Below are 16,250 nucleotides of genomic sequence, written 5' to 3'. Positions count from 1 at the left end.
GAAGATTGTTGAGTAGCTTGCGAGCAGCAGTTAGCGCGCGATGACTTCGATCTCGCCGTCGACGCCATTCACGACGTTGAAGGGGCGCTCGAACACCTTGCCTTCGTTCTTGGCGATGGCGCGGTACTCACCTTCCGCCAGTGTGACGCGCGGGAAGGCTCCGATGGATTCCTTGATGACGTCGCCTGCCGGCGTGATCACCGACCATGCGGTGTTGGCCAGGGCCTCGCCGCCCTTGTCGCTCACCAGCTTCATGGTGATGACAGCCGCACGATGCGTGATGGTCACGTCGGTGAGCTTGCTTGCTTGTACGCGGATGTCGGAGCGCACCACCGAATTGGCGTCACCGTAATTCGAGATGATGTAGTAGGTGCCTTCCTGCAGCAATACGACATCGCCGGCAGGAACGCTCGGCAGTAGCGGCGTGCGCTCGCCGCCTTCGAACTGGCTGCCTTTGTAGATCGAGAACGAGATCTGGTTCTGCGGAATCTTCGTGGTGCCGACGCGGCCCTCGATCCGCAATCCGCCTGCGGGCAGCACGAACGCTTCACGATCGGTCTCGGACTTGATGGTCACCGGACGAACGGCGCTCACAAGGCCCAGCGCGACATGGACCACATAGCTGCCCGGCGGCAGCACGATGTTCGGCGTGGCGCCGCGATCCTCGCGGATCAGCTTGAAGGCACCAGTCTCATCCGGCCTGTCGGAATAAACCCGCCAGACCAGACCGCTATTGATGACCGGCATATCCTTGCCATAGCGCGCCGTCAGCGCCAGCACGCCCTGTGCCGGTCCTGTTGGAGCAGCCTGAACCGGCGATGGCACAGGCGGAGCGACATTGGCAACCGGCGGCTGCGTTAGCGGCGCCGGCAACAGGGGGGTCGAAGCAGGACCGGACGGCGGCGCGAGGCTGATGGCCGGACCCGACGGGACATCCGGGATCGAGCCCGGCGGAACCGGTGCCGGGCGGTCCGAAAAGAACTGTGCGGACGCTATCCGGGGCAAGGCAACAGCCTGCAGCAGAGCGAGGGCCAGCACCATGGCCAGCCGTCCGCTCCGGCCGGATGTTCGCAAATCATGGCCCCGTGCAGTCATGGTCATGCTTTTCACCCAAAACGCGACAAATTCAAGCCTTGACGCGGCCGTCTCGCCGCCAGACCCACAATCGCGTGAGGCCCCCAGGAACCGGTGCGCCGTGCGGTAGCGGGTCGCTCTGCAGTCACATTTGGTGCCTAAACCTCGCAAACGCGACATAAATCATGAATTAGCTACCGTCTGGAATGATGGCGCAGCTGCATTTAATATCGGCGGCGTCGAGGAGCTTAGTGTGCTGGAGATTTTGATGGGGCGCGGCCAGAATGGCGCGAACGGTCGCGACAAGCCTGGTTTGGGAAGCGTTCGACGTCCGATCATCGGTCTGGCGCTGGGCGGCGGTGCGGCGCGCGGTTTCGCCCATATCGGGATCCTCCGCACTTTGCTCGCCCATGGCATCGTCCCGAACGTCGTGGTGGGCACCTCGATCGGTGCCGTAGTTGGCGGATCCTACGCCGCCGGCCACCTCGATACGCTCGAGGAATGGGCGCGCAGTCTGCAGCCTCGCAATATTCTCAGCTATCTCGACATTCGCCTGAACGGTTCCGGCCTGATTGGCGGCAACAAGCTGGCCGCGCAGCTCGAGGCATCGCTGGGCCATACGCTGATCGAAGATCTCCCGCTGAAATTCGCCAGCGTCGCCACTGAAGTTCGCACCGGTCATGAAATCTGGCTGACTCATGGTCGCCTGGTCGATGCGATGCGTGCGTCCTATGCGCTGCCGGGCATTTTCTCGCCGGTACTGGTCGGCGATCGCTGGCTGGTCGATGGCGCGCTGGTCAATCCGGTGCCGGTATCGGCGGCGCGCGCGCTGGGCGCTGAGATTGTCATCGCAGCCAATCTCAGCAATGACGTGTTTGGCCATTCGACCACGATTTTCGACCATGGCACGGGACCTGAAATGGCCGAGCCCATCATCGAAGTCGAAGAGCCGAAGCGCGGTTTCAGCAAGTTCTTCTCGGCCGAGCGCACCATGAAGCGCGAGTTCTTCGGCGGCGGCGGACGGCCGGGCATCTCTACCGTAATGGTCGATGCCTTCAACATAATGCAGGATCGGATCACCCGCGCGCGCCTTGCCGGCGATCCGCCGGATCTCCTGATCGCACCGCGCGTTGGTCGCATCGGCTGGTTCGATTTCCACCGCGCCGAAGAAATGATCACGCTCGGCGCGCGCGCCGCAGAACGCGCCGTCGAGTCCATTCAAGAGGCGATCGAAATCCTCGCCCCCGAAGTGGCAAACTCGCCTGCGCCCGTCGTTGCACAGAAGCCGACCACTTCGCAGAGCTGAGCACGGCGGGCTCAGGCCGTAGCAATATATTCGCGCAGCGCTTCCTGTTCGCGTTCGAATTCGCGCAAGCGAAATTTGACGACGTCACCGATCGAGATCAGACCAACGACCTTCTCGTCCTCGATAACGGGCAGATGCCTGAATTTTCCGGTCGTCATCTTTTCCATGATTGCACCGACCGTATCGGCCGGTTTGCAGCCAATGACCTTGCGCGTCATTACGGCGCTCACGTCTTCATCCAACGCCGAGGCGCCGCGTTCTCCGATCACCCGCACGATATCACGCTCAGACAGGATACCATCGATGTGGTGATGGCTCATCACCAGCACGGCACCTATTCTTCGCTGTGACAGCATCTGCACCACCGACGAGACCTTATCGTTCGGCGAGACGCTGATGATCTGGTGGCCTTTGGAATCGAGAATTGCACGTACCGTCATTGTCGCCTCCTAAGTCGACCATGCCCTTTGTCGGGCGCGGTCTTTCATTCTAGGGTCGTCAGACAGATGCAGTGTAACAGCGCAGTTCAACAGTCGTTCAGATGTGGTGATCGCACTGAAACACCGTTCGCGCCGGGAACGGGATCGACCTCAAGGGCCGAACCTGCCAACGTGAGTCACCTGTCGAATACATAAGATGGATCAAATGCGTCGGCCTCGCAAGAAGCCGGTACGCGCTTAATACAGGTCGGAGATGTCCGGAGACGATGTTTGCGAACCCGTGCGCTGCAACCTCGGAATAGGATCGAACAGCGAGAACAGCAGCAGCCCGGCGAAGAAGCCGCCGATATGCGCCTGCCACGCAACGCTCGCCCCTTCCGCGCCGATCGCAATCGAGCCGACGCCGAAGATGATATTGACGCCGAACCAGACCGCCAGAAATCCGATCACGCGCGGATCGCGCAATGAACGCAGCAGCGGAAGCGCCGGCACACGTGCCGCTTCATCGGCATCGCCGCGGTTGAACGACAGAAAGCTGCCGCGCACGAAGGCAAAACGGATGGCAGCCGCCATCGCGCCGGAGACCGAAGCCGAGGCGCCGATCATCGGGGCGAGTGCGTGTTCATGGGTAACCAGATGCGCGGCGGCGCCAGCCACAGCCGTCACCGCCATGAAGATGAAGAAGCGGACCGCGCCGAAGCGCCGCGCCAGCGCGCTGCCGAACGGCAGCAGCCACAACACGTTAAAACCGATATGGCTAAGATTGGCGTGCAACAGGGAATAAGTGACGAAACTCCAGACCTTGGCGCCGTTGCCGCCGGGAAACGGCATCGACAGTAGCGTCTGGTCGTAGCGCTTCGGAATGAAACCGAAGACCTCAATGGTCCAGTATTCCAGATCCACCGGCAGCAACATGCGGATAATGTGGATCACGGCGAGCAACCCGACATAAGCCGTCAGGGCGCCCGGCAGGGTCAGGATCGGTTCGCGCGGGGGAGCGGGGGAATCCAAGGTGTCCAAGGGGATAACGGCCTGTCAGCGGCTCTGGCGAGCGATGCTCCAGATAGTCGGCTTTGCCGGTACCACGCAAGCTCGGGATCGCCGCGGGGCAGCAAACCCACCCGAAAAGAAAAGGGAGAGCCTCTGAGAAAGGCTCTCCCCGGGTCCGTCTTGATCTTTTCCCGCGGATGGATGTCCCGGTGTGCCGGACAAGCCGACATCCCCACCCCTCCCCGCGTGACGACCAATTCTGTTTTCAGCCACCTGTTTATAGAAGCGCGTCACGAACTGCTGGAGACAGTCCGCTCCGCTCTGGAGTGAGCAGGAGACTACCGGCAATCCCCGCGTTGCCAAGCGCATGCTTAACTTAGAGTTAACGGCGAACGGGTCCACCCGCTCCGAAACCCGACGGTTAATGAGATCCTAACAATGATAGTAAACTTAACCTTAACGGCGGATACCCGCCCGAACGCGGTGGAAAACGCGCCTTCGGCATGGACGCTGCAATGACTGATCTGCACAACATGTAGCGGCGAGCGATGGATGGATTCGGGACAGAAATGTCCCCGATCCACTGCAAGCCGGGTCAGGATCAGGCGAATGAAACATCCATCCAGCCGCGCGTTCTTCGCCTATTGGGACGACAAACGCGGTTTTGCACGCGCTCCCGATCGGAGCGAGCTGGAACCCGGCCCCGTGCGCGAATTGCTCGGCGACATCTTCGTGCTGTCCTATGACCAGCCCGTCGAATTCCCGTTCCGCGTGGCCGGCACAAGAGTTTGTGCCCTGCTGGGCCGCGACCTGAAGAACCAGCCGTTTCCGTTGCTGTTCGCCCCCGAGTGTCGCGACGAGATCCGGGACATGATCACCGTCGTATCCGAAGAGCAACTCGTCGCCGTTGCTGGCGTGACCGCAATGACCGAATTCGGTCAGAAGGCGCATCTGGAACTGCTGTTGCTGCCATTCGCGACGCGCGCGCATTCCCCTATCAGCCTGACCGGCCTGCTGGCGCCCATGTATGAAGTCCGCGGCCGGCTCGGCGCATTCCAGCTGACGTCGTTTCGCTATCTCGCCCACCAGCCGCAGCGCTTTGCGCCGCGCGCCCTGCGCAAACTGCAGGTTGCCCGCGGCCTGATGGTCTATGAAGGGCTGCGCTGAGCAGCCTTCTACGGACGCTGCTCATTATAAGTGTCGCGCAGAATAATCACGCCAACTGGTTGCGCCAGTTCGGTATTTGCTAACGCGGCGTTAACCCTACGGGCCGTAGGGTCGGTCGAAACTCGACCCGCATCACCGGCACGGCACTGATGGCGTTCGCGCAAACAAAATCGATTCTTCCGTCTGCAGAAGAACGCCGTCGCTTTCAGCGGGTGAAAGTGCACCTGCTTGGCCGCTATATGCTGCCGGATCGCCGCGAATTTCCGTGTCAGGTCATCAATATGTCGCCCGGCGGCCTCGCGCTGCTCGGTCCCGGCATCGGCAATGTGGGCGACCGCGTCATCGCCTATCTCGACCATATCGGCCGTGTCGAAGGTAAAATCACCCGGATCATCGACAACGGCTTCGCCATGACCGTGGGTGCGACACCGCGCAAACGCGACAAGCTGGCAGCCCAGCTGACCTGGCTGGCCAACCGCGACATTCTCAATCTGCCGGAAGACCGCCGCCACGACCGTATCGTGCCGCGCAATCCGATGGTGCTCCTCACCCTCGAGGATGGTGTTCAGATGAACGGCCGCATTATCGACCTGTCACTGTCCGGCGCCGCCATCGCGGCAGAGAAACGTCCGCCGCTGAACTCGATTGTCATGCTCGGCCGAATCCAGTCCCGTGTGGTCCGCCATCTCGAAGAAGGCTTCGCGCTGGAGTTCTTCCACGAGCAGTTGGCAGAGACGCTCGAAGACAGCGTCAACGCCCGGTAAACGGCCGAACGCCCCCGATCCTCGTTTTTCAATGTCCTGAAGGCGCTATCCGCGTGAGCGGATACCGTTGCGCGCCATCTGCACGCGGTCGCGAGGGGTTAATTTCACGCCGCTTTTGCACGCAAGTTCCTGAATTGCGGCATTCAAGCCATTAACGCGTAAAATTTGAATCAAATACAATTAGCTAAAATTTGAATCGCATTCGATTCAAGTATAGTTCGAATTCGCCGCGCCTTTTACTTGTAATCGCTTCAATTGTACTTGAGCGATTTAGCGGCGACGAAAATCCTTTGTGCGAAACATGGTCCCAACAAGAAAACGGGGGCCACAATGTTTGGTAACAAGGGGCGATACTTCGGACTGGCCGTTTTAGCAGTCCTTCTTGGAGTGACTTCGTCGGCACGTGCCGGCAACGAAAAACTCTACGCAAGCCTGGGCGACAGCACACGCGCGCCGATCGGCTGGGTCGAATTCTGTTCAGACAATCCGACCGACTGCCGCGGCGGCGCAAGCCAACCACGCGACATCGTCATCACGCAGACTGCGTGGAAGGATCTGGTGCGGGTCAATCGCTGGGTCAACGAGACCATCAAGCCAATGACCGACATGGATCATTGGGGCGTGATCGAAAAGTGGTCGCTGCCATCAGATGGTTACGGTGACTGCGAAGACTATGTGCTCCTGAAGCGCAAGATGCTGATCGAAGCAGGCTGGCCACGTGAGGCGCTGCTGATCACCGTGGTGCGTGACAAGAAGGGCGAAGGCCACGCCGTGCTCACGGTGAAGACGGACAAGGGCGAATACGTTCTGGACAACCAGAATGAGAACGTCCTCGCCTGGACCGAGACCGGCTACCGCTTCGTCAAACGCCAGTCACAGAGCGATCCGAATGTGTGGGTCTCGCTCGGCGACAACCGTCCTGCAGTGGCTACGGCCAGCGCGCGGGATCGCTAAACAACAACACGAATTGGAGACACGCGACCCGGTCACATCCCCACCCCTCCCCGTCCCAGACCGGATCGCGCGCGGCCGAACCTCCCCCAAGGTTCGGCCGCAACTTTTTGGGGTGGCAGTCACGCGGCTGCCGATAGCAAGCTGCCGCCGATGCATGGAAACAGATGGCAGGCTTGGCTGACGAACTACAAAGTGCTTGACTGATCCCGGACTGACGTCCGAGGAACACGAACAGACAAGAAAATCGCCGCACTAGTCGCGGCGATTTGCGTTTCGGTCGATGGTGCCGTCGGGCCGATAGCCGAAGCGCACGAGTGCAGTCGCTGTCAACCGCTTCCCGAACCGGCGTTCGAACTCACAGAACATCCAGACGAAAGCCATCACCAGCGCAAAGACGGTGGTGACAAACAGCAGCGTGAGATTGGCAATGTCGAGGGTCATGGTCATCGTTTCGATTTTGCAAAACGCGTACCAGGCAATCTGACCAGCCATGATGTGGCTCCAGCACAGCCATGCTGGAGCCGACGAGGTAATCAGGTGGCGTCGCTCAAGGCCAATCAGTCACAAACCTCGACACGACGCACCCGATATCCAGCCGGTGTCCGTACGCGCTTACGCGTTATGTAACATCCGCCTTCGTCATCATAACCGCCATAAGCGTAGGGGTACCCACCGTAATACGCATAGGGGCCGTAGCCGTAGTAACCGCCATAAAGGCCGGCGCCGGCGAGGCCAAATCCCAATCCTATTCCAGCACCGCGAAATCCACGGCCGAAGCCGCCGCCATGCCAGCCACCACCACCATGGAATCCACCGCCGTGGAATCCGCCGCCACCATGCCCGCCGCCACCGCGCGCCGATGCGGCTGTCGGCGCGACCAGCGCGACTGCGGCAAGGGTCAACAGACCAAACACCAATTTGCGTAACATCAACTACACTCCGTCACGGGTCACTTACAGCGCCGCCCAGTCAAATAGGTAGCTCTTTCGTTCGCGAACCGCCACGGTGCGACGATCAATAGCCGTCACTTGTTCGCGACTGTCGGTTACGGTGTGTTGCTGAAAGCCTGTCGCGCAACGTTGCGCTAGCACCCCTTGCAGATGCTCTTCACCTTGCGATCAACGGCACGATCCTGCGCATCGACCGCTGCATCGCCCGTCGCCGGCTTGCCATCGGGCGACGCCTGTCCGGTCCCGCTCGCGCCTGCCGTGATCCCGGTCGCGGCGCGTCCACCGCTCGCATTCGCCGTGCCTGCACTATTGGTACCCGCAGCACCACCTGTCGCGCCGCCGCCTGCGCCGCCGGATTGGGCGAACGCCGCGACTGACGACAACAGGACGGTAGCCGTTGCAGTCGCGATGAGTTTCGAGGAATGCGCCATTGGAAATCTCCTTTGGCGTTCAACGAGAACAGCGGAAACGGGTTCCGTTGCGGGAACGAATTTGGCGCCGGCGGCTTGAATCCCTGACATTGCCGAGGAGAAGCCTGCGTGTCCTGGGACAAGCCGTTTCGCGAACCGATCGAATTGCCCAACGGCAACACGCTGGTGTCGCTGCGCGACGCCGGCGCTTACATCACACAGCTGTCACCATCTGAACACGATGCAAAGGAGTGGCAGACCGCGATGCATTGCCTGATCGAGGCGGCGGACTACGGCGGCCCTGTCAGCTTCGCCCGCCTCGGCATTGCACAGGCGCTGCATCGCCATCAGGAGAAAGTATTCGACCCGACGCGCAAGCGATCGCGCTGGCGCAAGCCGGGCCTCAGTTAGCAGATGTCATGCGCAAGCTGATCGACTTCGACGACGAGACCCTCGACAAGCTCATCCAGCTCGGTCGCGACCGCATGGCGACGACGCAAGAACTTGCGGATGAAGCCTTCGCCGACCTCCTGAAGAAGCACGGCGTTCCGATCGATCTCAAGGATGCGCTCCGGAAGAGCGTGAAAGCCGCTGGTCCATCATCCGCTTCAAGCCGCAACACTGCGATGCGCCCCGCCTCGTCACGTCCAGCAAGGAAGAAGGCCCATGCCAAACGATCCGCAAAAAGATCCATTTGAGGAAGGCGAGCGTGCCGCCAGCGAGGGCATTCCTGCCGAGGCCAATCCCTATCAGGACGGCACCGAGGAGCATTCGCTATGGAGCGCCGGCCACGAGCGCGTGGCCGGCGAAACAGAAGCCAATGAGTCCGAAGGAACGTGATCGCGCTGCATGCGATCACAACGAGAGCCTTTTCGGTTCTGATAGAATCAGAACCGAGGCTCTGGCTTTTTGTTGAGACGCGTTTTCTTGATGCGAACCGGTACCCGCTTCGCTCTAAAACGCTCTAGCCGATCTTCTTGAGGCCTTTCTGGAAACGCGGGCCGTTGGCCGCATAGAATCGCGCCGCGCTGCCCATCGCCGTCACCTGCTCCGGCGACAGCGTGCGAATGACGCGCGCCGGCGATCCGATGATCAGCGAATTCTCCGGAAATTCCTTGCCCTCGGTGATCACCGAGCCGGCGCCCACGATGCTGTTCTTGCCAATTTTTGCGCCGTTCATCACGATCGAGCCCATGCCGATCAGCGCGCCGTCTTCAATCGTGCAGCCGTGCAGGATGACATTGTGGCCGACGGTGCAGTTCTTGCCGATGGTCAGGGGAAAGCCCTTGTCGGTATGGCACGTGCAGTTGTCCTGCACATTGGAGCCTTCACCGATCTCGATCCATTCGTTGTCGCCGCGCAGCACCGCGCCGAACCAGACACTCGCCTGCTCCAGCAAACGAATCTTGCCGATCACATCGGCCGTGTCGGCGATAAAGTAATTTCCGCTAGCCGGAAGATCCGGTCCCTGTCCGTCGAGTTCGTAGATTGCCATGATTTAGTGGTCTCCCTTTGCGGGAGACACTGCCACGGATTCTTGCGCTTAGGCCAGTATGCCCAGCGCTTCCAGGGTCATCACGATGAAGGTGCCCGACATCAGGCTCCAGATGCCCGACAGCACCGTCGCGATCATCACGAACTGAATGCGATGCTGCTCGGCTGCACCGTTTCGGAGCGTGTTGCGCATGATGATGAAAGGCGCCGTGAAGACCAGCAGCGGCACGGCTGCGAAGGCTTCAGGGGATGGCCCCTGCTGGAGCAGGCTGAAGCTCGGGGGACGTTTGGCAAAGGCCTGATAGGCGCTTGCAATGGCACCTGCGAGCGCGAAGCCAATGCATAGCTGGAAGAATGAATTCAACGCATCGGGGGACATCGAAGCTCTTTCACGGCACGTACAAACACCGCCCTGCATCGCAAAATGCGAAGCTCCCCGCCAGCACAACGTTAATAAAGGGTTAACGGCACGGTCGGGAACCGCGCGCGGTGCATGGCTCCCGGATACCGCCTGCGGCGAGGCGCGCGAGGCCGTTAACCATCGGCTGGCATATTCGCGGTTGATTCGCCCACCCGGTACACCGTCCCAGTTCCAATTTAGCGTGCGCATGTCTCTGCTGTTTCCGACCCACCCGACGACGCGGCCGCGGCGCCGCCACCGCCGCAACCACGTCGTACCGATGCTGATCGGTGCAGCGCTTGCAGCCCCCGCTATCGCAGTGGTGGCCTATCTGTTGTGGCCGACCTGGCAGAGCCAGAAGCCCGGCGATCCCGACCGCATTCCGGTGAGCGTAGGCGCCACGCTGTTCAACGTCCCAACCCATGCGTTTCGCCGCAAGGTGCAGAAACATTCAGGGCCGCAGGAACGCGTCGATCTGAGCTATGTCTATCCATCGCTCGAAGCGAGCAACCTGCCGAGGCATGTCAGCGTCGAGAATTTCGATGAGAACGCACAGCCGATCGATCGCATCTTCGTCTCGATCTCGGCGCATCACGATGCGACCTCGCCGGACATCCGCCTGCGCACGATCTATCCGCGCTATATCGACCGCGCGACATCAAGCGAAGACGGGCTGACCACGCAGCCATTCCGCGACAACTCGCCCTACAGCAATGAAGATCTGTTTCTCGGCACGACGCCAGCGCTGGTGGCGCGCTGCACGCGCGACGGCGCCACGGAAGGCATGTGCATGAGCGAACGCCGCATCGGCGGCGCCGATCTCATTTTCCGTTTTCCGCGTAGCTGGCTCGCGCAATGGCGCGATGTGGGCAATGCGATGGATCGACTGACGATGCAGCTCAGCGGGCTGCGGTAAACACGCTCATCGTGATTGCGTTCATCGCAGGATGGGGTGAGCGTCTTCGCGATGCGCCTGCGCTCACTCCATCCCACGATCTTGCGTAACCCTCTCACTCGTCATGGCCGGATGGCGCGAAGCGAGCTTCGCAATAATCCCAGGCCTCTCCCCACGTCATGGCCGGGCTTGACCCGGCCATCCACCTTGTCTTGTGCGACGGTGTGCGGGCCAAGCTGGATCCCCGGGTCAAGCCCGGGGATGACACCTGTGGGGGCGGCGCCTTCATCGCGCCATCGCAGATTCAACTGTCAAACAGCCACTGCTCTTCAGACATGCGTCATCACCCCCATTGTTTGCGGCGCGGGGGCGCCGTCGTGGTTTGCATTCCCACCCTCCTGTGAGAGGGCGTGCGGAACGCCGGGTGCCCGTTGCACCCTTGGGCCTGATGCGAATGCGGTCTTCCGCAATTGAGAGTGCATCAGGACTTTCGGAGGCGCCGAGCAAGTGCCCGACGTTCCGCCTGCGGTGTTTTTTCGGTTGCCTGCACATCTGCCATGGCGAACGGTCCCATCACCAAAATTAATGTCCCAGGGCGGAGGGACAGGGTAGCCGCAAAGCACTTGGCCGAACGCGTTTCGATTTGGTCGTCCGTCACACTGTCCAGGGAGTCTTTCCGCCCAGGGCCGGCCGTCTCCTTGCCAGTGGCAGTGCTGGCGCAGATCCGTCCTGCCCGAAGACAGACGTCACCCCATGAACCGCGTGACGCCGCATCTCCGGCGTCCACCGCATCCCACCCCGCGAACGTGACGATCGCGATCGCCCCTCTCGGTGGGGCAGGACGAAGGGGAATATAATCCACGTCGGGATATTGTCAACACTAGATAGGAAAAAATGTTTAGCGCGTCCCTGGCCACAAATTGTCATTCCGGGGCGCGGCCGGCACTTGCCGGACGCGAACCCGGAATCTCAGCGTGGGAGTCTACGATCGCGCCAAACACAGCGGGATTCCGGGTTCGCGCTCTGCCGGCTTCGCCGGCGACGCACGCCCAGGAATGACGACCTTGGATCAGGATTCCCCGCCACCCCAAGCGGAGCTAACCTTCGCGCCGGCCATCGCCGCTACGGCACATCTTTGGCTGGCAGGACGGGCACGGGCATTGGGGCGAATGTGATGGACTGGGAGTCGCCGCGCATGAAAGCGGGGTCCAGCAGGCCACCGCCGGACGGATCGCCGCCGGGCTCGCCGCTAGCGAACAACGCACCTGGCGGGCCACCAGGTGGCAACTCGCCCTCGCCGGATCCGAATTGCGCGGCACGCCCGCCTTGCGGATGACCCGCGGCGATCTCAGTGCGCGCACGCTCAGCCTTGCGCGCGAGCGCGGTGGAGTAAGGCCGCCGATAGGCCCGCGGCGCCCCGCTCGGGAGATTGTCGTCGTCGAGGGCCTCGACCCACATGTGGATGGCACCGGGCTCGCCCTGGGCGATGTTGGGCTCGACGCTGCGCACCCACAACAACTGGAAGTTCGGCGGCAGCGGATCGTCCGCCGACCAGCCGAGCAGGCCCTGGGTGCGGAAGAACACCAGCACGTAAAACGCCGAAGTCACCGCCACCGCGCCGGCCTTCACCGGCCACGGCAGCCGCGTCCGCACCACCGCCAGCAACAGCAACAGGCCGAGCAGCACGTAGCCGAGCGACAGACCGATAATGCTGGCTTGCAGGCTCATCGCTTCATCCGGCCTTGCGCTCCCTGTACCGCTTGTTCAGCATCTGCACGAGCGATGTCTGGTCGTGATTGACCTCGGTAACATTGCCGGTCTTGTCCATGATGAAGCGCACCGCGGTTGTCTCGGCGCCGCCATGATCGACATTGACGGTGTCGTAGTGCACCACCTGTACTTTCGGATTCAGCTTCTCGACCTTGACCGTCACTGGCACTGGCTGTCCGGTCAGCGCGGCGAAATGGTAGATGTTGACGATGTACTCGCCGGCCACGATCCCGCGCAGGCTGACGATCTCCTGGCGGATCGGCGAGAGCACCTTCTGGCCGTTGACCATGATGAAATCGTTGAGCCCGCCGCGATCATCGCGGTCGAGCACCATGAAGCCGGTCTCACGCCGCCGGTACCATACAATGTTGCCGAGCGGATCCCGCACGAACATATCGATGTCGTCCGGGTGCTTGTCGGGCCAGCTCACCGTGATCATGAATTCCAGCTTGGGATCGACCTTGCCTTCGTCGTCTTTGGTCTTGATCGCCAGCAGCGCAATGAAGAACAGGAAGGCGATCACCTGCAGCGCCTTGAACAGCATGACGCCGAGCGGATCGAACGGTGCTTCCTTGCCAGAGAATTCAAACTCGTCGATCACTTCGCGTGCTCCGCTTCACGTTCGAGCAGCGACACGGCGTGGACGTCGATGACGCCGACGGCAAAGGCGAACAGTTTGGCGGTTGCGTCCTCCAGCATGTAATACTGGATGCGGATCAGGATCGAACCGATCAGCCCCGCCAGCGTGGTATACATCGCCACCGCCATGCCTTCGCTCATCAGGTTCATGGAGGCCTTGATGGCGCCCTGATTGCCGGTGTCGAGGCCGGCGATCGGCGCCAGCATCATGATGAAGCCAACTATCGTGCCGATCAGGCCGAGTTTCATCAGCGTGTCGCCGGCAAAGCCGCCGAATCCGTTCGAGCCGCGCAAATTACCGGCGAGACGACGCAGCAGCAGCGTCTGGTCGAGCTGCCGACCGCTTTGCAGTGCGGACTTCACGGCGAGGTCGCGGATATGCGACGCCATCAGGCCTTTTGGCAACGCACCGACGCCGTCGATCGCGACACCGTCGCCGGCCACGACGATGCGTTGGCCGCCCTCCGCGAATAGCTCCGCTGCACCCCGCGCCGCGTCGGCTTCGCGCGACACTGCGATCAGGCGCCACAGGCAATGCAGCGACGCACCGAAATAGAGCAGTACGATCACTGACGAGATATAGGTGCGATCGACGGCAAGCATCTGCCGCACCAGGCCATAGTGCCAAAGCAGAACCGCGGCGAACAGGCAGAGCCCGGTAAAGATCAACCAGTGCAGCAGCGGCGCGCGATCCGCCGGATCGAGATGATGCCGGCTCACCACATGTCCCTCCTGCTGGTTGTTTCACCGATCACGATCGGCGGTTGGCTTCAATCTGCCGCCTGTACGACTGAGCCTCCAAGGGCATCGCACCCGCGACATACCGGGCAAATTGCCCAAACGATGCAGAACCGCTTGCCAGACCACGGCGCGTGCCGCTTTAATATCAATGTCTCACCGCGGGGAATGCGATCATGCGCCTGCTGATACATCTCGTTCTTCGTCTCGTCGCCGTGGTGCTGCTCTGTCTGGCCTGTACGATCGGATGGATTTTGGTCGATGCGCACCGCACCATCGAGGCCGACACCGCCGCCTCCGCCGACCGCGTCGCGACAACCCTGCAGAACCTGTACTGGCGCGAATTGCTGTGGCGCGACGGCACTTACCGCGATGCACTGCTGCCGCTGCCGGACTGGAAATCCATTGCTACCATGAAGGTGATCGCGCCAGGCGTGTGCATTGACTTCCGGCTCGGCAGCGCGCCGCCCTTCGACCTGTGCAGCCAGACCGAAGACATCGGCAGCACGGCGCCATCATGGTTCGTCAGTCTCTACGGCGCGCTGTTCGGGCCACATGCCACGGAGACGCGGCCGCTTACCGTGCGGCAGCGCGATGCAGGCACCGTGCAAGCCCGTGTCGACCCCGCCACCGCCGTGCGTCAGGCATGGCGGCAGGTGACCGTGATGGTCAGCATCGCCGCGGCGATGGCGTTGGGCATCAGTCTGCTCGCGATCCTCCTGATCGGCCATGCGCTGATGCCGGCCCGGAGCATCGTACGCGGCCTGCGCCGCCTCGAACATGGTGACCACCGCCATCGCCTGCCCGCTTTCGGCGCCACCGAATTCAGCCATATCGCCCGCGCCGTCAACGATCTCGCCGGCCGTCTCGCGGCCACCACCGCCGAACGCGTCGCACTGACCAAACGACTGTTTCAGGTACAGGAAGAAGAACGCCGCGCACTGGCGCGCGATCTGCACGACGAGTTCGGTCAGTGCCTCACCGCCACCGCGGCGCTCGCCGCAGCCATCGAGGCCGGCGCCACGCCGTCCCGTCCCGATCTGGCCGACGATGCCCGCGCCGTCGCCCGCATCACCGGCCAGATGATGACGACGCTGCGCAGCGCGCTGGCGCGGCTGCGCTCACAGGACCTCGAAGAACTGGGATTGCAGGCCAGCCTTGTGCAACTGGTGGCGCAGTGGAATGCGAGCACGACGCGGCGCGCCGTGTTTCATCTCGACGTAACCGGCGATCTCACCGCCGTCCCCGCAGAAGCCGCCGTCAACATCTACCGCATCGCGCAGGAGTGCCTCACCAACGCCGCACGCCACGGCCGGCCGCAGCACGTTCATCTCCGCGTCAGCCATGGGGAAGAGGTCCGCGACGCCATCGCCGTCAGTGTCGAGGACGACGGCGGCGGCGACGCCGCACAGGCCCACACCGCCTCCGGTCACGGCATTCTCGGCATCCGCGAACGCATCGCAGCGCTTGGCGGCAGCCTGTCGATCGCTCCGGCGGCACACGGTATCCGCGTGGCCGCGGTGATTCCGCTGCTGCCGCGACAGGCGGCGGCATGACCGCCGTCAGCATCCTGCTGGTCGACGACCATCCGGTGGTGCGCGAAGGCTATCGCCGGCTACTGGAGCGGCAGGTCGGTTTTCGCGTCAGCGCCGAGGCCGAGGATGCCGCTGCGGCCTATCGCGCCTATCAGGCAGAGCGCCCGGACGTGGTGGTCATGGATCTGTCGCTGCCCGGCCCCGGCGGGCTGGAAGCGATCCGGCATATCCGGCAATGGGATCGCACCGCGCGCCTGCTGGTGTTCACCATGCATGCGAGCGCCGCATTCGCGCTAAAAGCGTTCGAGGCTGGCGCCTGCGGTTACATCACAAAGAGCAGCGCGCCGCACGAACTGGTGCGCGCCATCGCTACCGTCGCCCGCGGCGGACGCGCATTGAGCGAAGACATCGCGCGCGAAATCGCCAGCGAGCGGCTCGGCAACGAACGGTCGCTGGTGGAAGATCTCGGGCCGCGCGAAACGGAAATCCTGCGGCTGGTGGCGTCAGGCTGGACCACGGAGCAGATCGCGACGTCGCTCAATCTGAGCACCAAGACCGTGCAGAATTATCACTACCAGATCAAATCGAAGATCGGCGCGCGCACCGACGCGCACCTGGTCTGGCTTGCCACCGCCGCCGGCCTGGTCGCGCCGGACAACGCGGCCTAGCGTGTGGTGCCCAAGCGCGAAGGCCCGCGCAGCGCTTGCGCTGATCTCGCCGCCGC

General features: G+C 62.3%; 21 protein-coding genes. 10 read left to right on the top strand and 11 right to left on the bottom strand.

Going from position 1 to position 16,250, the window contains the following annotated elements:
* Positions 1 to 30 precede the first annotated feature (30 nt).
* Positions 31 to 1,101 (bottom strand): hypothetical protein, encoded by a 1,071-nt coding sequence (locus AB7951_RS08615; RefSeq protein WP_374725648.1) that lies wholly within the window; start codon positions 1,099 to 1,101, stop codon positions 31 to 33.
* A 226-nt stretch (positions 1,102 to 1,327) separates the two neighbouring features.
* Between AB7951_RS08615 and AB7951_RS08610 the strand changes: the two genes are divergently transcribed.
* Positions 1,328 to 2,380 carry a patatin-like phospholipase family protein gene (locus AB7951_RS08610; protein WP_170849844.1) on the top strand — a complete coding sequence of 351 codons (1,053 nt, stop codon included), beginning with the start codon at positions 1,328 to 1,330 and terminating at the stop codon, positions 2,378 to 2,380.
* A gap of 11 nt (positions 2,381 to 2,391) precedes the next feature.
* Here AB7951_RS08610 and AB7951_RS08605 read toward each other — a convergent pair whose 3' ends face one another.
* Together AB7951_RS08605 and AB7951_RS08600 are read right to left on the bottom strand one after the other, a co-directional pair.
* A complete protein-coding gene (locus AB7951_RS08605; RefSeq protein ID WP_093762031.1) occupies positions 2,392 to 2,820 on the bottom strand; it encodes a CBS domain-containing protein in 429 nt (142 codons plus the stop codon).
* Positions 2,821 to 3,057: 237 nt separating this feature from the next.
* Positions 3,058 to 3,831, bottom strand: coding sequence for a rhomboid family intramembrane serine protease (locus AB7951_RS08600; RefSeq protein ID WP_441255735.1), 774 nt, complete (start codon positions 3,829 to 3,831; stop codon positions 3,058 to 3,060).
* A gap of 588 nt (positions 3,832 to 4,419) precedes the next feature.
* On the opposite strand from AB7951_RS08600, the gene AB7951_RS08595 reads away from it, so the two are divergent.
* The 3 genes from AB7951_RS08595 to AB7951_RS08585 all read left to right on the top strand — a co-directional run bounded on the left by AB7951_RS08595 (position 4,420) and on the right by AB7951_RS08585 (position 6,695).
* Complete coding sequence (locus tag AB7951_RS08595) at positions 4,420 to 4,977, top strand: PAS domain-containing protein (protein WP_089264908.1); 558 nt, start codon at positions 4,420 to 4,422, stop codon at positions 4,975 to 4,977.
* A 149-nt stretch (positions 4,978 to 5,126) separates the two neighbouring features.
* Positions 5,127 to 5,741: a PilZ domain-containing protein gene (locus AB7951_RS08590; RefSeq protein WP_093762168.1), complete on the top strand. Its 615-nt coding sequence runs from the start codon at positions 5,127 to 5,129 to the stop codon at positions 5,739 to 5,741.
* A 330-nt stretch (positions 5,742 to 6,071) separates the two neighbouring features.
* On the top strand, positions 6,072 to 6,695 hold the full coding sequence (locus AB7951_RS08585) for a transglutaminase-like cysteine peptidase (protein ID WP_120286917.1): 624 nt from the start codon (positions 6,072 to 6,074) through the stop codon (positions 6,693 to 6,695).
* A 252-nt stretch (positions 6,696 to 6,947) separates the two neighbouring features.
* On the opposite strand, the gene AB7951_RS08580 is transcribed toward AB7951_RS08585, so the two are convergent.
* The 3 genes from AB7951_RS08580 to AB7951_RS08570 all read right to left on the bottom strand — a co-directional run bounded on the left by AB7951_RS08580 (position 6,948) and on the right by AB7951_RS08570 (position 8,076).
* The gene (locus tag AB7951_RS08580; protein ID WP_120286918.1) at positions 6,948 to 7,187 is read right to left on the bottom strand and encodes a hypothetical protein; all 240 of its coding nucleotides are present in this window, start codon (positions 7,185 to 7,187) and stop codon (positions 6,948 to 6,950) included.
* Positions 7,188 to 7,252: 65 nt separating this feature from the next.
* Positions 7,253 to 7,624 (bottom strand): hypothetical protein, encoded by a 372-nt coding sequence (locus AB7951_RS08575; RefSeq protein WP_089264912.1) that lies wholly within the window; start codon positions 7,622 to 7,624, stop codon positions 7,253 to 7,255.
* Between the two features lie 155 nt (positions 7,625 to 7,779).
* A complete protein-coding gene (locus AB7951_RS08570; RefSeq protein WP_120286919.1) occupies positions 7,780 to 8,076 on the bottom strand; it encodes a hypothetical protein in 297 nt (98 codons plus the stop codon).
* 108 nt (positions 8,077 to 8,184) lie between these two features.
* Between AB7951_RS08570 and AB7951_RS08565 the strand changes: the two genes are divergently transcribed.
* From AB7951_RS08565 to AB7951_RS08555, 3 genes are read left to right on the top strand one after another with little or no spacing between them, the layout of a single operon-like run.
* Positions 8,185 to 8,466, top strand: coding sequence for a hypothetical protein (locus tag AB7951_RS08565; RefSeq protein WP_439061761.1), 282 nt, complete (start codon positions 8,185 to 8,187; stop codon positions 8,464 to 8,466).
* Positions 8,467 to 8,474: 8 nt separating this feature from the next.
* Positions 8,475 to 8,753, top strand: coding sequence for a hypothetical protein (locus AB7951_RS08560; protein WP_093762017.1), 279 nt, complete (start codon positions 8,475 to 8,477; stop codon positions 8,751 to 8,753).
* Entirely contained in the window at positions 8,722 to 8,895 is a 174-nt protein-coding gene (locus tag AB7951_RS08555; protein WP_170849843.1) for a hypothetical protein, read from the top strand. Before AB7951_RS08560 ends, AB7951_RS08555 begins: the two co-directional genes overlap by 32 nt.
* 124 nt (positions 8,896 to 9,019) lie before the next feature.
* Here the strand turns inward: AB7951_RS08555 and AB7951_RS08550 are convergent, their stop codons facing one another.
* Positions 9,020 to 9,550, bottom strand: coding sequence for a gamma carbonic anhydrase family protein (locus AB7951_RS08550; protein ID WP_089264916.1), 531 nt, complete (start codon positions 9,548 to 9,550; stop codon positions 9,020 to 9,022).
* Positions 9,551 to 9,598: 48 nt separating this feature from the next.
* On the bottom strand, positions 9,599 to 9,928 hold the full coding sequence (locus AB7951_RS08545) for a DUF6949 family protein (RefSeq protein WP_092147243.1): 330 nt from the start codon (positions 9,926 to 9,928) through the stop codon (positions 9,599 to 9,601).
* Between the two features lie 229 nt (positions 9,929 to 10,157).
* Between AB7951_RS08545 and AB7951_RS08540 the strand changes: the two genes are divergently transcribed.
* Positions 10,158 to 10,865 carry a hypothetical protein gene (locus AB7951_RS08540; RefSeq protein WP_120286921.1) on the top strand — a complete coding sequence of 236 codons (708 nt, stop codon included), beginning with the start codon at positions 10,158 to 10,160 and terminating at the stop codon, positions 10,863 to 10,865.
* Between the two features lie 1,101 nt (positions 10,866 to 11,966).
* Here the strand turns inward: AB7951_RS08540 and AB7951_RS08535 are convergent.
* The 3 genes from AB7951_RS08535 to AB7951_RS08525 are packed head-to-tail and all read right to left on the bottom strand — an operon-like array spanning position 11,967 to position 13,973.
* Positions 11,967 to 12,572, bottom strand: coding sequence for a hypothetical protein (locus AB7951_RS08535; protein WP_120292598.1), 606 nt, complete (start codon positions 12,570 to 12,572; stop codon positions 11,967 to 11,969).
* 4 nt (positions 12,573 to 12,576) lie between these two features.
* Positions 12,577 to 13,215 (bottom strand): hypothetical protein, encoded by a 639-nt coding sequence (locus tag AB7951_RS08530; protein ID WP_441255734.1) that lies wholly within the window; start codon positions 13,213 to 13,215, stop codon positions 12,577 to 12,579.
* Entirely contained in the window at positions 13,212 to 13,973 is a 762-nt protein-coding gene (locus AB7951_RS08525; protein ID WP_231080120.1) for a MotA/TolQ/ExbB proton channel family protein, read from the bottom strand. Before AB7951_RS08525 ends, AB7951_RS08530 begins: the two co-directional genes overlap by 4 nt.
* A 194-nt stretch (positions 13,974 to 14,167) precedes the next feature.
* Here AB7951_RS08525 and AB7951_RS08520 point away from each other — a divergent pair, with 194 nt between their 5' ends.
* A complete protein-coding gene (locus AB7951_RS08520) occupies positions 14,168 to 15,547 on the top strand; it encodes a histidine kinase (protein WP_120292602.1) in 1,380 nt (459 codons plus the stop codon).
* On the top strand, positions 15,544 to 16,194 hold the full coding sequence (locus tag AB7951_RS08515; RefSeq protein WP_068736182.1) for a response regulator: 651 nt from the start codon (positions 15,544 to 15,546) through the stop codon (positions 16,192 to 16,194). Before AB7951_RS08520 ends, AB7951_RS08515 begins: the two co-directional genes overlap by 4 nt.
* Positions 16,195 to 16,250: the final 56 nt, after the last annotated feature.

The sequence above is a fragment of the Tardiphaga sp. 285_C5_N1_2 genome, assembly GCF_052076065.1.
GTDB classification, from domain to species: domain Bacteria; phylum Pseudomonadota; class Alphaproteobacteria; order Rhizobiales; family Xanthobacteraceae; genus Tardiphaga; species Tardiphaga robiniae.
Note: the sequence above shows the minus strand (reverse complement) of the source record. Positions and strands in the feature narration are given on the sequence as shown.

Coding starts and splice junctions, on each gene's coding strand:
- AB7951_RS08615 (WP_374725648.1), bottom strand. CDS start 1,101: ATGACCATGACTGCACGGGGCCATGATTTGCGAACATCCGGCCGGAGC.
- AB7951_RS08550 (WP_089264916.1), bottom strand. CDS start 9,550: ATGGCAATCTACGAACTCGACGGACAGGGACCGGATCTTCCGGCTAGC.
- AB7951_RS08570 (WP_120286919.1), bottom strand. CDS start 8,076: ATGGCGCATTCCTCGAAACTCATCGCGACTGCAACGGCTACCGTCCTG.
- AB7951_RS08590 (WP_093762168.1), top strand. CDS start 5,127: ATGGCGTTCGCGCAAACAAAATCGATTCTTCCGTCTGCAGAAGAACGC.
- AB7951_RS08580 (WP_120286918.1), bottom strand. CDS start 7,187: ATGGCTGGTCAGATTGCCTGGTACGCGTTTTGCAAAATCGAAACGATG.
- AB7951_RS08540 (WP_120286921.1), top strand. CDS start 10,158: ATGTCTCTGCTGTTTCCGACCCACCCGACGACGCGGCCGCGGCGCCGC.
- AB7951_RS08520 (WP_120292602.1), top strand. CDS start 14,168: ATGCGCCTGCTGATACATCTCGTTCTTCGTCTCGTCGCCGTGGTGCTG.
- AB7951_RS08555 (WP_170849843.1), top strand. CDS start 8,722: ATGCCAAACGATCCGCAAAAAGATCCATTTGAGGAAGGCGAGCGTGCC.
- AB7951_RS08535 (WP_120292598.1), bottom strand. CDS start 12,572: ATGAGCCTGCAAGCCAGCATTATCGGTCTGTCGCTCGGCTACGTGCTG.
- AB7951_RS08605 (WP_093762031.1), bottom strand. CDS start 2,820: ATGACGGTACGTGCAATTCTCGATTCCAAAGGCCACCAGATCATCAGC.
- AB7951_RS08560 (WP_093762017.1), top strand. CDS start 8,475: ATGCGCAAGCTGATCGACTTCGACGACGAGACCCTCGACAAGCTCATC.
- AB7951_RS08585 (WP_120286917.1), top strand. CDS start 6,072: ATGTTTGGTAACAAGGGGCGATACTTCGGACTGGCCGTTTTAGCAGTC.
- AB7951_RS08545 (WP_092147243.1), bottom strand. CDS start 9,928: ATGTCCCCCGATGCGTTGAATTCATTCTTCCAGCTATGCATTGGCTTC.
- AB7951_RS08515 (WP_068736182.1), top strand. CDS start 15,544: ATGACCGCCGTCAGCATCCTGCTGGTCGACGACCATCCGGTGGTGCGC.
- AB7951_RS08595 (WP_089264908.1), top strand. CDS start 4,420: ATGAAACATCCATCCAGCCGCGCGTTCTTCGCCTATTGGGACGACAAA.
- AB7951_RS08575 (WP_089264912.1), bottom strand. CDS start 7,624: ATGTTACGCAAATTGGTGTTTGGTCTGTTGACCCTTGCCGCAGTCGCG.